Genomic DNA, 13,783 nt, shown 5'->3' with positions numbered 1-13,783 from the left:
AAAGTCCGGATGCTGCTGATATGACGGAGTGAATCGCGAGGAGCTCATCCCTTCGCAGAGGCCGATGATGGTTTTATGAAGCGCGCCCATGCCGAGCGGATTATCTCAGGATCGCTTCAAGTTCGGAAATGGTCGGAAACGCCTTTCTTGTTCCATGTCTTGAGACGGTGATGGCTGCGGCCGCAACTGCGTGTTCGATGGCTAACCTGTCCAGCCGCTGCCCGCGCAGCGCACAGGATGACAGTGCTGCGGCCATGAAGGTATCGCCTGCGCCCGTTGTATCCACAACATCGCAGACCTGGGCGGGCACTTCGACGCTGCCGTGCCGGTTCACCAGCGTCGCGCCGTCGCCGCCCAGCGTCAGGACGATTTCGCGCGGTCCGCGGCTCAGCAGATATTCGGCAGCATCCCTGCCCGTCGTTCCCGCCAGGGCCAGCGCCTCGCCCTTGTTCAGGAAGGCGATGTCGATCAATCCCCAAAGATCGGAGAAATAGGCGCGCACCGGCGAGGGATTGAAAGCGGTGACCATGCCGATCGCTCTCGCATGCTCGAGAATGTCGCGCGTCGTCCGGTCGGAGAGGTTGCCTTGTAGTATTATCAGATCGCCGGAACCGGCCGTCGAGAGGATCCGCCTGACATGGGACAGGGACAGGCTTTGCGCCGATTCCGTCGTCGTGACGATGGCATTCTCGCCGCCCGGCAGCCGGAAGATGATCGAGACGTCGCTCGATGCATCTTCCATTTCGATCAGTTCGCTCCGAAGCGGCTCATCCGCGAGGTAATGGCGTATCGTATCGGCCCTCGCATCCCTGCCGACGGGCGCCACCAGTGTTGTCGGAACGCCGCAGCGGGCCATGACGACCGCCTGGTTCGTGCCCTTGCCGCCGAGATCGCTACCCCCGGCATTGCCGAGGATGGAGGCGCCGATAACGGGAAGTTCGGAGACGGCGATGGTTTCGTCGATGGCGACGTTACCGACTATGTAGGCGCGCATGCATCCACTTTCGCAAGGTAAGGCTAAAGGTAAGGCGCATCGTGAAAATCGATCTCGAGCTGCATCGCCCGGCCGAAGATCGCGCTGAGCCGCGCTTTTTCATCCTCTTCCAGCGTTTCTCCTGTCATGTCGAGTTCATTTTTCAGCCATTGCGCGTGCGCGGCGAAATTCGGATCGACATGCAGGTCGATCCATTCCTTCAGCAACGGATCGCTGATTGGACGGGTCGCCGCTTCCTTCGACCAGGTCCAATACATCCACTCGGCCGCAAACATCGCCGCGACTGTGTCGAGGAATCCGCCCTGGCGGGCGATCTCCAGCATGCCGGCACGAAAGGCCTCGACCTCGGCGATGCCGGTGTCGAAGGACGAGGGATCGATGCCGCGGCTGACGAAGGTGCGCTCGAAATAGGCGATCTGCTCGTTGGCGAGCGCATCGAGAACCGCGATCAGCCAGCGCTTCTGCGTCATCGTCATGGCGGTCGCCGCCGCATAGGCAAAGATCGAGATGGCGCTGTCGACGAAGGCGCCTTCATAGACGAGATAACGCTCGAAAGCCTCCTTGCTCAACCTGTCGTTTTTTACGTCCTCGACGAAGCGATGGTTCAGCATCGCGCCAAGGACAGCGTCGTTCTCGCGCAGGATGCGGGCCGAAAGGCTCTCTGCCGCCATGCTCACCCCTCCAGACCTGGTTCGGCTGCCGCACGGAAGGCGCGCACGCGCTCGATATCGACCGGGTTCCACCAGACGCCGCCGTGTTTCAACGAAGACGCAACGATGACGCCATTGGTGCGGCTCAGAATATCGACGATATTGTCCTTGTTGACGCCGGAGCCGACGAGCAGCGGCAGGTGTGTCGCCGCGCCGATCTCCTCGATCTCCTCCATTGTTGCCGAATTGCCGGTCCGCTGGCCGGTGGCGATGACGCCGTCGGCATCGAAGAAGGCAAGGTCGCGTGTCAGCTCCTGTATCGAGCGGTCGGCGACGATGGCGTGGCTGCCATGCTTGACGTGGCTGTCGGCGAAGACCTTGATGTGTTCGGCCCTGAGCAGCGAGCGGTAGCGCATGGCTTCGGCGGCCCTGCCCTCCATGAAGCCTTCATTGGCGACATAGGCATTGGCCCATTGATTGACACGGATGAATTTGGCGCCGCCGGCCATGGCGATGGCAAAAGCCGGGATCGGCGCGTTGGCCAGCACGTTGACGCCAAGCGGAATGCCGGCCGCGCGCGCGACCCGGTCGGTGACTACGGACATGAAGCCTGTCGTCTCAGGGCCGATATCCTCGGGCTTCGAGAACGGTACATCGCCATGATTTTCGATGATCAGCCCATGCAGGCCGCCTTCCACGCAGGCTTCGGCGTCGCGCATGCACGCGTCGTAAATCGCATCCATCGCGGCCCCCCGGTAGCGCGGCGCGCCCGGAAAGGCCGGGCAATGGATCATGCCGATCAGAACCTTGTCCCTGCCGAAGACGTCCCTGATGGCGTTGGACGGCCTGTCCGAAATTTCCTGCATGTCATTCCCTTTCCAATTCCTGGCGCGTGCTGAAATTACGCCTGCTTTTCGGTGAGCCAGCCAAGGATGTTCTTCCAGAGCCGGCCGTAGCCTTCCCATTCGCAGAAAGCGGGCGAGAGCCAGTGCGGGCCGATATCCGACGTCCAGGCCGCCGTCCGCCCAGCGCCATGCGTGCCGACGACGAGCAGCGGATGGCCGCCCTGATCCTGCGGCAGGCGGGCGACGACCTCGACATCGGCGCGGTCGCGTACTTCGACCTCGTTGACGCCGAGAAGCACCGGCCAGGCGCCTTCAAGGCCCTGCATCGTCGGATGGTCCGCCCTCACCACCTCGGCAACGGTTCCTTCAGGAATTTCGACGCGGTCGTCATAAGGAAGGCACGTGACGGGCAGCGTGTCTTCGACTGGCGTGCGCCGCCAGCGCGCCTTGCCGTCGATGCCCTGGAAGGAGAAATAGCCGCCGACCATCAGCAGGCCGCCGCCCTTTTCCACCCACGCCTTCAAAAGCTTCAGCCGGTTCGGCACAGTGCGCGAATGCAGCCACACATCCGGGGGCAGCAGCAGCGAATTGGCGCCGATATCCGAGAGGATGATGGCGTCATAGGCGTCGAGCCCCGCCATATCGAAGGGGAATTTCTCCACTGCCTCGTGCGCCGGCATATAGGTGAGCTCGAAGGCGCTGCCGGCAAGCGCTTTCACCAGCGGTTCGGCACCGAGATGGAAGGTGACGCTGCCGAACTGATCGAAGCCTTTGTAATGTGTGGCGGAGCTGACCCAGCTCTCGCCGACAAGGAGAATTTTCTTGGTCATGGTCTGCGTTACCTGTGATCGATTGAGTTGATGGAGCTAGGCCCCGGCATGAAAGACGCGGCGCGGATTGCTGCGCATCATTTCGTCGAGAACCGTCTTGTCGAGGCCGTGCCGCTGAAGACGGGGAAGGAAGTGGCGAAGGATGTAGGCGTAGCCATTGCCACCGTAATGCGTCAGCATCATCTTCAGAAAGACATCGTGCGACAGGAGAATCCGGTCGAGATAGCCGGCCTCGACGAGACGCACGATCGCGCGCGCCGCCTCCTCGTCGCTCGGGCACTGGACCTGCTGGTCGGCATAGAAGAAATCCATGCCGATCATGTCGTATTCGATGAAGGCGCCACGCTCCGCCAGCTCGCTCTGATAGGCAATGTCGTCATGCGACGGGTTCATGTGGCAAAGCACGGTGTGGCGGAGATCCGCTCCTTCTTCCGCCACCACGTCGAGCACGCGGTGGCCGAGGCGGAACCAGCCCGGCAGATGCACCATCAGCGGAAGTCCGGTCAGCACCTGCGCGCGTGCGGCACCGCGCAGCGATTTCTCCTCCTCGGCGGTGAAATCCGAGGAGACGCCGATCTCGCCGATCAGGCCGATCCTAACGCCGGTGCCGTCGACGCCTTCCCTCGCCTCGCGGACAATTTCCCGTGCGATGTCATCGACGCTCATCGCGGCGACGCCTTCCGGATGCGAGGAGCCGAGGTAATAACCCGCCCCCATCACGATGTTGAGACCGGATGCTTTCGAGATGCGTTGAAGCGCCAGCGGATTACGGCCGATGCCCTTGCAGGTCGGCTCCACCACCGTGCGGCCGCCGGCTGTTGCGAAGTCCTTGAGCTCGGAGATTGCCAGATGTTCGTCGTCGAGCGTGATATTGTGCTTGTTGACGAAGGGATCCTGCTTGAGTTCGCCGAGGATCTCCATGCAGACGAAGCTTTCGGCGAGATATTGCCGTTCCGGTGTCTTCGGCGCGTGCCACCAGCAGCGGCAGTCGTTGAGGATATGCTCGTGCATCAGCGTCACGCCGAGCGTATCCGCCGAAATCGGACCGGTGACGGTCATCACCTTGCCGGATCGGACATGCGCTTCGGACAAGCTCTCTGCTGTCTGCTCGCTCATCGTTTCCTGCCCAGCCGGAAATGGAAATTGGCCGTGAAGATGCGCGTGTTCAGCCAGATGGCGACGAGAATGATGGCGCCGGTGACGATCTGGGTGAAGAACGGCGATATGTGCATCAGGATCAGGCCGTTGCCGATGACGGCGATGGTCAGCGTGCCCAATACCGTGCCGAGAATGGTGCCGCGTCCGCCCATCAGAGACGTTCCACCGAGCACCACGGCCGCAATCACCTGCAGCTCGAAACCGACGGCTGCATTGGACGAGCCGGAGCCGAGGCGAGCGGCAATCAGCAGGCCGGCGACCGCGCAGGCGATGCCGGAGATGATATAGACCGAGGCGATGATCCATTTGGCGGGCATGCCGACACGCCGAGCCGCCTCTGCATTGGAGCCGACCGCCACGACCTGCCGGCCATATTTGGTCGCGGTGATGACGACGTAACCGAGAATGGCGATGACGACGGCAATGACCGCAGGGATCGGGAAGCTGAGGATTTCGCCCCGGCCGAGCGCAAAGAAGCCCGGCGCATCCTTGATCGGGATGGAATAGCCCTGGGTCAGATAGAGCGCCAGGCCGCGCAGGATCGAGAGGCCGGCAAGCGTGACGATGAAGGCCGGAATGCCCTGATAGGCCGTGAACCAGCCCTGAACCAGGCCCATGAAGCCACCGAGCACGATCATGCCGATGACCACGGACGGCCAGGGAACACCCATCGCCATGACGATCGCCGCGACCGCATTGACGAGCGCGACCTGCGAGCCGACCGAAAGATCGATGCCACCGGTGATGATGACGAAGGTCATGGCGATGGCGACGATCAGGATGGGAGCAGCCTGCCGCACAATGTTCAGGATGTTGCCGAGCGTGAAGAAGGTTTCGCTGCCGATCGAGAAGAAGATCATGCAGGCGAGGAAGAAGATGGCGATCGACAGGACCTGTGCGTGTTCGCCGAAGAAATCGGCGACGCGCGAGCCGTGGCCGCGTTCCGTATAAGCCGTCATTGTCTGGCTCCTTCACCGACGATCAGCCTGACGAGATCTTCGAGATTGGTGCTGCCGATCTGCCGTTCGGCCACCTTCGTGCCCTCGTACATCACCGCGATACGGTCGCAGACCCGGAAGAGATCCTGCAGCCGGTGGGTGATGAGGATCACCGAAACCCCGTTCGCCTTGACGCGGTTGATCAGGGCTAGAACCGCCTCGACCTCGGCGACGGCAAGTGCAGACGTCGGCTCGTCCATGATCAGCACCTTCGGCTTGAACGAGGCGGCGCGCGCAATGGCGATCGCCTGACGCTGCCCGCCGGAGAGCTGGGCGACCTTGCCGGTCAGTCTCGGAATGCGGATCTCAAGCGAATCCAGCATCTTGCGCGCTTCGGTCAGCATCGTCCTGGTGTCGAGAAACGGCCCGCGGCTGAGCTCGCGGCCGAGGAAGAGATTGCCGACGACATCGATATGATCGCAGAGGCTGAGATCCTGGAAGACCATTTCGATGTTCCGCCCACGCGCGTCCGCGGGGCCGGAGAAGCGGACCTCCTCACCTTCCATGGTGATCGTGCCGGCATCGGGAATGTAGGTTCCCGAGATGATTTTCGTCAACGTCGATTTGCCGGCGGCATTGTCGCCGACGAGGCCCAGGCATTCGCCGGGGAAGATGTCGAGATCGACGCCGCGCAGCGCCTGGTGTGAGCCGAAAGACTTGCGGATGCCGCGCAGCGAGATGCGCGGGTCGGATCGGGTGCTGCCGGATGTTCCGGTTCCGGAGGGTGCGACCCCTCCGGAACCGGCGACAGCGATATCATGCTGTCCGTTGCCGATCATTTGAAGACGGCCCGGTATGGCTCGACATTCTCCTTGGTCACGATGGTGATCGGCACCGAGATCGTCTTGGTGACGGCTTCGCCGGCCGAGGCCTTGACGAGCGCGTCGACGGCGGCACCGCCCATTGCGGCCGGATCCTGCTGGACGACGGCGACGACGAAGCCGGCATCGATGCCGGCAATGGCTTCGGCGGTCAGATCCCAGCCGAACACCTTGATCTTATCCTGCTTGCCCTGGCTCTGGACGGCGGCGATCGCCCCCATCAAGGCCGGCTCGCCAGTGGCGTAGATCGCGGTCAGATCGGGATTGGCGGTGATCAGGTTTTCAGCCGCCGCAAGGGCGTTGTCCTGGATGTTCTGGCCGTCGACGACGCCGGCCATCTCGATGCCGTCGACGCCTTTCAGGGTCTTCTCGAAGCCCTCCTGGCGGATGTTCTGGATGAACGAGTTCAGCGCACCGACAACGCCGAGCTTGGCCTTGCCGCCCATGTTCGCCTTGACGTAGTCGAGGAAGTATTTGCCCATGTCGGCGCCGGCCGCGGCGTTGTCGACGCCGATCTGCGCCTTCTGCGGGCCATCCGGCAGGATGGCGTCGATGGCAACGACCGGAATGCCGGCATCGGCCGCCTGCTTGACCGCCGGCATGATGCCGTTGACGTCGATCGCCACCACGGCAAGGCCGGAGACCTTTTCCTGGACGTAGGTTTCGATCGCGCTGTTCTGCGCGGTCGTCTCGTTGTTGGCGTTGAAGATCACCAGCTTGACGCCGGCGGCATCGGCCGCCTTCTGGGCGCCCTCATTCATCTGATTGAAGAAAAGCGCCTGCTGGTTGATCTGCACCAGCGCGATGGTCTTCTTTTCCTGAGCCGTAGCGCCGGACAGGCCGATGAAGGTCAATGCCGTAAAGCCGGCGGCTGCGATCATCGTTCGTCTTGTCAAATTCAGTGTCATGTTCTCATCCTCTTTTGGTTTTTTGACGTTGCTGATTATTATTTCGCAGGCGGCGCAACGGAGTTCCGCACCACGATTTCGACAGGCAGGAGTTCTTCCGAAGCGGATGGTTTCCACTCGTGCCAATTGGTTTCCAGAAGCAGCTCCAGCGACCGTCTTCCGATCTGGCGCACCGGCTGACGGATGGCGGTCAGCGGCGGCGCAAAGAGATGAAGCGGACCGACATCGTCGAAGCCGATGACCGAGATGTCAGCAGGGATTGAGACGCCTTGGCTTCTGAAGACCTCGACCAGCCCGATGGCGATCTCGTCGGAGCTGGCAAAGATCGCCGTCGCCTTTCGGTCTCCGGAGAGATAGTCGAGCGCCGCCGCCCGGCCGTATTCGATCGTATATTCGCCGGCATATCGATCGGCCCTGGCCTCGTCGCCATGCCGTTCCCTCAGCGCTTTCAACAGGCCGTCATAACGCCTGCGGGCGCTGATCATGCGTTCGTCGCCGCCGATGAAGAGGACATGGCGATGGCCTTGCTCGGCCAGATGCTGGCCGGCGAGATAACCGCCCTGCTCATTGTCGCAGAACAGCTTCGGCGCCTTCGAATCGGGAATGTCCTCATCGACGATGATGACCTTGCCGCTGCCGTTGATGAGTGCGGCAAGCGCGCCATCGTCGGGGTGGTTGGTGACGAAGATCAGGCCGTCGACGTGATTGCGCTCGATCAGCTGCAGATATTCGATCTCGCGCCCCGGCCGGTTGAGCGTCGCGTGCAATGAGACCGCGAGCTTCTTTTCATCGGCCGCTTGCTCGACGGCGGCGACGAGTGTCGCGAAGAAGGGATTGGCGATATCGGGTACGACGAGGCCGATCGTGTCCGAACGCCCCCTGCTTAACCGGCGCGCATGTGGGTTCGGCCGGTAGTTCAGCGTCTTGATCGCATCCTCGATGCGCTTCTTGGTCTGAAAGGGAAGGTCGAGGCTGCCGTTGACGAAACGCGACACGGTGGTGACCGACACGCCGGCAGCCGCCGCAACATCCTTCAAGCTTGGTGTCGTTCCCTTGGCCATTGACCGGACCTGTTGTAAAGCGGTTTAGTAAAGCGCTTTACAAGACAATATCGATTGCTCTCCGTTGTCAACAGCGTTGATCGTGTGGGATCTGTTTTTCTTGCGATCCGATCGAGCTCGACTGGACAGGCCGTCAGGCGATCGTCGGGTCGAGCTTGGCGCGCAGCCAATCGCCGGCGATGCTTTCGAGATCTGACTCGACAGCGTCATCCGGTTCGATTTTATGACAATTCCAAGCCGACAGGCTGCTGCCGTTATATGACGTGATCCGTCGACGCGTCGAAGAGATGGATCTGGGTCGGATCGATCGAAAGCCCGATCATATCTCCTGCCTTGACCCTGTCGCGCCGCGTCTCGACGATCGTCAGCTCCGGCTGGGTGGCCGCGACGATGAAGGTCGACGAGCCGGTCGATTCGACGAAGGCGATCGGCACATCAAAGCTACCATGCCCGGGCGCGACGACGCCGATATGTTCTGGCCGGATGCCGGCGATGAGCTTACGGCCGGGTTCGATGGCGCGTGATATCGCAAGCGTCTGCTTCACCGCGCCGAAATCCAGGATCAGGCTCTTGCCGTCTTCCGCGGCGACCGCGGGAATGAAATTCATCGCCGGCGAACCGATGAAACCGGCGACGAACCGGTTCGCCGGCCGGTCGTAGAGGTCCAGCGGCGCGCCCTGCTGTTCGATGATGCCGTCGCGCATCACCACCACATGGTCGGCCATCGTCATCGCTTCGACCTGATCGTGCGTGACGTAGACGAAGGTTGCGTGCAGCCGGTCGTGCAGCGACCGGATTTCCTTGCGCATGTGGACGCGCAGCGCAGCATCGAGATTGGACAGCGGCTCGTCGAACAGGAAGGCCTTGGGGTGGCGGATGATGGCGCGGCTCATGGCGACGCGCTGGCGCTGACCGCCGGAAAGCTCGCGCGGATAGCGCTTCAGGAGATGCGAAAGACCTGTCGTCGCCGCCACGTCCTCGGCGGCCTTCTTGGCCTCGGCCTTGGCGATGCCGCGGATGCGCAGGCTGTAGGTCAGGTTTTCCTCGACGGTCATATGCGGATAGAGCGCATAGGACTGGAACACCATGGCGACGTCGCGCTTGCGCGGCGGCACGCCGTTCATCAGTTCGCCGGCGATCCTGAGATCGCCCGACGAAATGCTTTCGAGGCCGGCAAGCGAGCGCAGCAGCGTGGACTTGCCACAGCCGGACGGGCCGACGAGGGCAACGAAAGTGCCCTTGGCGATCGAGAGGTCGATATTCTTCAGGGCGTGGAAGGCGCCGTAATATTTGTTGACGCCTCTGAGCTCGATCTGTGTGGTCATTTGAGGGCTCCAGAGGTGAGGCCGGATACGATGCGGCGCTGCAAGAGAACGAAGATGGCAAGGATCGGCGTCACATACATGGTGGCGTAGGCCATGATGTTGTTCCACTCGTTAGTGTTCGGCCCCATGAAGGAATTGAGGCCGACGCTTGCCGGCTGAAGCTCGGCCGCCTGGATCATCGACTTTGAATAGACGAATTCGCCGAAGGCCTGCATGAAGATCAGGATGGCGCTGACCAGGATACCGTTGCGAGCGAGCGGCAGCACGATGTTGAAGAAGGCACCGACGCGCGAATTGCCGTCGACGAGTGCCGCCTCCTCCAGTTCCTGGGGAACGCTCATGAAGGTGGCGCGCACCAGGATGACAAAGAAAGGCATGCTCTTTGCCGCGACCGCGATGATGACGGCAAGGCGCGGAGTGGAAAGCAGGCCGATCTGCGAGAAGCCGACGAAGATCGGCGTGATCATCAGCGAGGCCGGCAGCACCTGCAACATCAGGATCAGGAACAAGCCGATATCCACCCAGACGTTGCGGTACCTGGCAAGCACGTAGGCGCAGCCGACGCCGAGCAGGGTGATCAGCGCCACGGAACCAAGAGCGATGAGCAGTGAGTTCCAGAGGTAGCGGCCCATGTTGCGGCTTTCCCAGACCGCGGCATAGGTGCCCCATTGCGGCGAGGTCGGCCAGAAGCTCGGCGGCGTCGCGAACATCTCCGAGCCGCTTTTCAGCGCGGTGATGTACATCCAGTAGAGCGGGAACAGATAGATCGCCGCCATGACGATCGATATCGCGAGCATCAGCCGGTCGCGGTTCGTCGTATTCATCCGCGCACCTCGTGGCGTGTGGACCGGACATAGACGACGGACGCGAACATGACGAAGACGATCATGATGACGGAGATCGTCGCGCCCTTGGCGAAGTCGTATTGGCGGAAGGAGAGATCCCAGGCCCAGTATTGCGTGACATTCGACGAATTGTTCGGCCCGCCCGATGTAATCGCGGCGAAAAGATCGAACTGCTGCAAGGTGAAGATCAGGCCGAGCGCGATGATGGCGCCGATGGTCGAGCGCATCATCGGCAGCGTGATCGTCCAGAAGCGCTGCCAGACGTTGGCGCCGTCGAGTTCGGCCGCTTCGTAGAGGTCGGCCGGAATGCCGGCAAGACCGACGGAAAGCAGGATCATGTTGAACGAGGTGCCGAGCCAGACATTGGCGATGATGACGGCATAGAGCGAATAATGCGGGTCCGAGCGCCAGAAGATGTTGCCGGAGATGATGCCGCTTTCCTTCAGAATGAAATTCAACACGCCGAAATCGCCCGACAGAATCCAGTTCCAGATGGCGCCGACGACGAGGCCAGGCATCACCCAGGAGACCAGGAACAGGCCGCGCATCCATGAGGCGCCGGGAAAATTGACCCAGAAGAACAGCGCCAGGCCGAAGCCGATCAGGAACTGGCCGGCGATGGAGCCGACGACGAAGATGACGGTGTTGTAGAGGATCGGCAGCGTCTCCGGCTGCGCGAAGAGGTCGGTATAATTCTTGAAGCCGACGAAGGGACGCGAGAAGGTCCCGAGGCTGAACATGTCGACCTCCTGGAAGCTCATCACGACATTGTAGATCAGCGGCAGCCCTGCCATCAGGAACAGAAAACCGAGCGGGAAAGCGACCAGTACGATATCGAAACCGCGGCCGTCCCTGACGCTCATCAGGATCCTCTTCATGGGTCCTCCGATACTCCGAACGGGGCCGCCTGGCGCATGATGCGGAAGACGGCCCCTGCCGGGAGGAAATGGTTGAGTTATCCCTTCTCCCCAGCGGGGAGAAGGTGGCCCGAAGGGTCGGATGAGGGGCGGCACATACTGCCCTTCGCTTGTCGCTCAGGGCGTTCGTCGCTTTTGCTCCTCACCCCCCCCCTCATCTGCCCGTTGGGCATCTCCTCCCCGTTGGGGAGAAGGGGGAGCAAGAGGCTGGCTCGACGCCAACTAGCCTAATACTGCCTTGATCTTGTCGGCTGCCTGGTCGAGCGCGTCCTTCGGGCTCATCTGGCCGGTCAGTGCTGCCTGGATAGCGTCCTGGATCGCCTTGGAGATCTTCGGCCATTGCGGATGCGGGCCGCGCGGCTTGGCGTATTTCAGCTGTTCAAGGAAGACCTTGAGGGCGGCATCCTTCAGCGGCTGGCCGGTTTCCGGGATCGAAATGTCGGAGCGCGCCGGAAGCTGGCCGAAATTCTTGAACATCTTGTCGTCTTGCGAGGCGAAATATTCGAGCGCCTTGAAGGCTTCGGCCGGATGTTTGCTGGTGGCGAAGATCGCCCAGTTGAAGTCGCCCATGGCCGAGGAGCGCTCAGCCCCTTCCTTCGGAACCGGAAGCAATGTGACGCCCCAGTCGAACTTCGCTTCCTGGCTCATGCGGTCGAGTTCCCAGGGACCCGAGATCGCCATTGCCGCATTGCCGGAGTTGAAGGTGCCGGTCGAATCCCACTGGCCGCGCGTCAGCGTATCCGGAGAAGCGAGCTTCTCGTCCATGATCGTCTTCCAGACCTCGAGCGCCTTCACCGCGCCGTCGGCATTGATGTTCTCATAGCTGCCGCCGCCCATCTGAGCCCAGGGAAGGAACTGGAAGGTGCCTTCCTCATTGGCCTTGGCCGAGAAAGCGAGACCGTAGACGTTCTTGGCGGGGTCGGTCAGCTTGCGCGCATCCTCGACGAGTTCGTCCCAGGTCTGCGGGGGCTTGTTCGGATCGAGGCCCTTCGCCTTGAACATGTCCTTGTTGTAGTAGAGCGCGATCGTGTTCGTCGCCTTCGGCACGCCAAAATACTTGCCGTCCCATTCCACGGATTTCAGCGGTCCGGGGAAATAGTTTGCCGGCTTGATGACCGTCGACTTGGAGATCATGTCGGTGAGATCGAGGAAAGCGCCGCGCGACGAGAACAGCGCATGCTCCGGATTGTCGACGGCGATGATGTCGGGCGCCTGGCCGGTTGCATAAGCGCGCATGGCCTCGGTGACGACGTCGTCGAACTGGATCAGGCGGTATTCGATCTTGATGCCGTTGTTCTGGGCGTTGAACTCCTTGACGAGGTTCGGCGCTGGCTGGATGTCCCTGTCCAGCGACCAGAGCGTCAGCGTGACGTCTTCGGCCCTGGCCGAAAGGCCGGTGATCGAGATGCCTGCAAGCGCCAGAGCGCCCAGAATTGCATATTTGCGGATAGCCATGATTCTCCTCCTTTGTGGTTATCCCCGTTTCCGGCAATTCCTCCTTGCCGGCCACGATATCATCAGACCGGATCGACGACGAATTCGCCGCCCCGGGCATGCTTGAGGTGGTTCAGCGCATAGACCTGGCCGGTCATTTCAAGCGCGTCTCGATAGACCGGGTCGTGCCAGCCTTCGATATCGATGGAGCCCGACCAGCCGGCAAGGCGCAGCTCGGAAATGATGTCGGTCCAGTTGCTGTCGCCAAAGCCCGGCGTGCGCATGAAGACGAACTTCTCCTTGCCGAAGATGCCGTGTTCCTTGATGACCTCCCAGCGGATGGTCGCATCCTTGCCGTGGACGTGGAAGAACTTGTGCGCCCATTTGCGGATCTGCGGCAAAGGGTCGATCAGATAGACCATCTGATGGCACGGTTCCCACTCCAGCCCGATATTATCGTCAGGCGTCTCGTTGAAGATCAGTTCCCAGGCATCGGGATTGTGGGCGATGTTCCAGTCGCCGCTTGCCCAGTTGCCGTCCATGGCGCAATTCTCGAAGGCAATCTTGACGCCCTTGTCGGCGGCGCGCTTGGCAAGCTCGCTCCAGATCTGCTTGTAGCGAGGCAGGCTATCTGTCAGCGGCTTGCCGCGGATGCGGCCGGTGAAGCCGGCAACGCAGGTGGCTCCGAAGTGATGGGCATTGTCGATGCAGTTCTTCCAGCCCTGCAGCGTCTCGAGGTCGATCGCGGTCTCTTCCAGCGGATTGCCGAACATGCCGAGCGTCGAGATGGTGATGTCGCGGTCGCCGATCGCATCGAGGCAGCGCTTGCCGAGCTCGGCAAGGTCCTGGCCCTTGGTCGACTGCCAGAAGAAGGGTTCGAAGCTTTCGAAGCCCATGCCGGCGATCTCGCCGATGCGGGTGGCGGCATCGCCCTTGTTGCCGCTGACCATGGTGCCGATACGAATGGATTTTGCAGGGTTGCTCACGTCACGTCATC

General features: G+C 61.7%; 14 protein-coding genes. All 14 read right to left on the bottom strand.

The features are described 5' to 3' along the window. Positions 1–100: 100 nt before the first annotated feature. The 14 genes from RWK44_RS12665 to RWK44_RS12600 all read right to left on the bottom strand — a co-directional run bounded on the left by RWK44_RS12665 (position 101) and on the right by RWK44_RS12600 (position 13,772). Positions 101–994, bottom strand: coding sequence for a ribokinase (locus RWK44_RS12665; RefSeq protein ID WP_316028866.1), 894 nt, complete (start codon positions 992–994; stop codon positions 101–103). Positions 995–1,017: 23 nt separating this feature from the next. Beyond that, entirely contained in the window at positions 1,018–1,665 is a 648-nt protein-coding gene (locus tag RWK44_RS12660) for a TenA family protein (RefSeq protein ID WP_168282984.1), read from the bottom strand. A gap of 2 nt (positions 1,666–1,667) precedes the next feature. Further along, positions 1,668–2,510 (bottom strand): BtpA/SgcQ family protein, encoded by an 843-nt coding sequence (locus tag RWK44_RS12655; protein WP_316028865.1) that lies wholly within the window; start codon positions 2,508–2,510, stop codon positions 1,668–1,670. Between the two features lie 35 nt (positions 2,511–2,545). Continuing rightward, positions 2,546–3,319 carry a glutamine amidotransferase gene (locus RWK44_RS12650; protein WP_131641842.1) on the bottom strand — a complete coding sequence of 258 codons (774 nt, stop codon included), beginning with the start codon at positions 3,317–3,319 and terminating at the stop codon, positions 2,546–2,548. A 36-nt stretch (positions 3,320–3,355) separates the two neighbouring features. Then, positions 3,356–4,435 (bottom strand): phosphotriesterase family protein, encoded by a 1,080-nt coding sequence (locus RWK44_RS12645; protein ID WP_168282986.1) that lies wholly within the window; start codon positions 4,433–4,435, stop codon positions 3,356–3,358. Next, a complete protein-coding gene (locus tag RWK44_RS12640) occupies positions 4,432–5,436 on the bottom strand; it encodes an ABC transporter permease (protein ID WP_131665812.1) in 1,005 nt (334 codons plus the stop codon). The genes RWK44_RS12645 and RWK44_RS12640 overlap by 4 nt, the downstream gene beginning before the upstream one ends. Continuing rightward, on the bottom strand, positions 5,433–6,254 hold the full coding sequence (locus RWK44_RS12635) for an ATP-binding cassette domain-containing protein (protein ID WP_131665813.1): 822 nt from the start codon (positions 6,252–6,254) through the stop codon (positions 5,433–5,435). The genes RWK44_RS12640 and RWK44_RS12635 overlap by 4 nt, the downstream gene beginning before the upstream one ends. Next, positions 6,251–7,204 carry an ABC transporter substrate-binding protein gene (locus RWK44_RS12630; protein ID WP_168282988.1) on the bottom strand — a complete coding sequence of 318 codons (954 nt, stop codon included), beginning with the start codon at positions 7,202–7,204 and terminating at the stop codon, positions 6,251–6,253. The genes RWK44_RS12635 and RWK44_RS12630 overlap by 4 nt, the downstream gene beginning before the upstream one ends. A 38-nt stretch (positions 7,205–7,242) precedes the next feature. Then, the gene (locus RWK44_RS12625; RefSeq protein WP_222000233.1) at positions 7,243–8,265 is read right to left on the bottom strand and encodes a LacI family DNA-binding transcriptional regulator; all 1,023 of its coding nucleotides are present in this window, start codon (positions 8,263–8,265) and stop codon (positions 7,243–7,245) included. Between the two features lie 254 nt (positions 8,266–8,519). Then, the gene (locus tag RWK44_RS12620) at positions 8,520–9,590 is read right to left on the bottom strand and encodes an ABC transporter ATP-binding protein (RefSeq protein ID WP_222000232.1); all 1,071 of its coding nucleotides are present in this window, start codon (positions 9,588–9,590) and stop codon (positions 8,520–8,522) included. Next, positions 9,587–10,414, bottom strand: a complete 828-nt coding sequence (locus RWK44_RS12615; RefSeq protein ID WP_131665825.1) for a carbohydrate ABC transporter permease — start codon at positions 10,412–10,414, stop codon at positions 9,587–9,589. The genes RWK44_RS12620 and RWK44_RS12615 overlap by 4 nt, the downstream gene beginning before the upstream one ends. Continuing rightward, positions 10,411–11,313, bottom strand: a complete 903-nt coding sequence (locus RWK44_RS12610; protein WP_003552007.1) for a carbohydrate ABC transporter permease — start codon at positions 11,311–11,313, stop codon at positions 10,411–10,413. Before RWK44_RS12610 ends, RWK44_RS12615 begins: the two co-directional genes overlap by 4 nt. 261 nt (positions 11,314–11,574) lie before the next feature. Beyond that, a complete protein-coding gene (locus RWK44_RS12605; protein WP_221946729.1) occupies positions 11,575–12,807 on the bottom strand; it encodes an ABC transporter substrate-binding protein in 1,233 nt (410 codons plus the stop codon). 62 nt (positions 12,808–12,869) lie between these two features. Next, positions 12,870–13,772 carry a sugar phosphate isomerase/epimerase family protein gene (locus tag RWK44_RS12600; protein WP_221946728.1) on the bottom strand — a complete coding sequence of 301 codons (903 nt, stop codon included), beginning with the start codon at positions 13,770–13,772 and terminating at the stop codon, positions 12,870–12,872. Positions 13,773–13,783 lie beyond the last annotated feature (11 nt).

Source organism: Rhizobium sp. 25PS6 (assembly GCF_032464655.1).
In the GTDB taxonomy this organism is placed as follows: domain Bacteria; phylum Pseudomonadota; class Alphaproteobacteria; order Rhizobiales; family Rhizobiaceae; genus Rhizobium; species Rhizobium laguerreae.
The sequence above is the reverse complement of the archived record's forward strand: the minus strand, read 5'-3'. Positions and strand labels throughout refer to the sequence as shown.

Excerpts from the sequence above, each read along its gene's own strand:
- RWK44_RS12655 (WP_316028865.1), bottom strand. The coding sequence starts at position 2,510 with ATGCAGGAAATTTCGGACAGGCCGTCCAACGCCATCAGGGACGTCTTC.
- RWK44_RS12650 (WP_131641842.1), bottom strand. The coding sequence starts at position 3,319 with ATGACCAAGAAAATTCTCCTTGTCGGCGAGAGCTGGGTCAGCTCCGCC.
- RWK44_RS12660 (WP_168282984.1), bottom strand. The coding sequence starts at position 1,665 with ATGGCGGCAGAGAGCCTTTCGGCCCGCATCCTGCGCGAGAACGACGCT.
- RWK44_RS12625 (WP_222000233.1), bottom strand. The coding sequence starts at position 8,265 with ATGGCCAAGGGAACGACACCAAGCTTGAAGGATGTTGCGGCGGCTGCC.
- RWK44_RS12645 (WP_168282986.1), bottom strand. The coding sequence starts at position 4,435 with ATGAGCGAGCAGACAGCAGAGAGCTTGTCCGAAGCGCATGTCCGATCC.
- RWK44_RS12635 (WP_131665813.1), bottom strand. The coding sequence starts at position 6,254 with ATGATCGGCAACGGACAGCATGATATCGCTGTCGCCGGTTCCGGAGGG.
- RWK44_RS12615 (WP_131665825.1), bottom strand. The coding sequence starts at position 10,414 with ATGAATACGACGAACCGCGACCGGCTGATGCTCGCGATATCGATCGTC.
- RWK44_RS12665 (WP_316028866.1), bottom strand. The coding sequence starts at position 994 with ATGCGCGCCTACATAGTCGGTAACGTCGCCATCGACGAAACCATCGCC.
- RWK44_RS12630 (WP_168282988.1), bottom strand. The coding sequence starts at position 7,204 with ATGACACTGAATTTGACAAGACGAACGATGATCGCAGCCGCCGGCTTT.
- RWK44_RS12605 (WP_221946729.1), bottom strand. The coding sequence starts at position 12,807 with ATGGCTATCCGCAAATATGCAATTCTGGGCGCTCTGGCGCTTGCAGGC.
- RWK44_RS12620 (WP_222000232.1), bottom strand. The coding sequence starts at position 9,590 with ATGACCACACAGATCGAGCTCAGAGGCGTCAACAAATATTACGGCGCC.
- RWK44_RS12610 (WP_003552007.1), bottom strand. The coding sequence starts at position 11,313 with ATGAAGAGGATCCTGATGAGCGTCAGGGACGGCCGCGGTTTCGATATC.
- RWK44_RS12640 (WP_131665812.1), bottom strand. The coding sequence starts at position 5,436 with ATGACGGCTTATACGGAACGCGGCCACGGCTCGCGCGTCGCCGATTTC.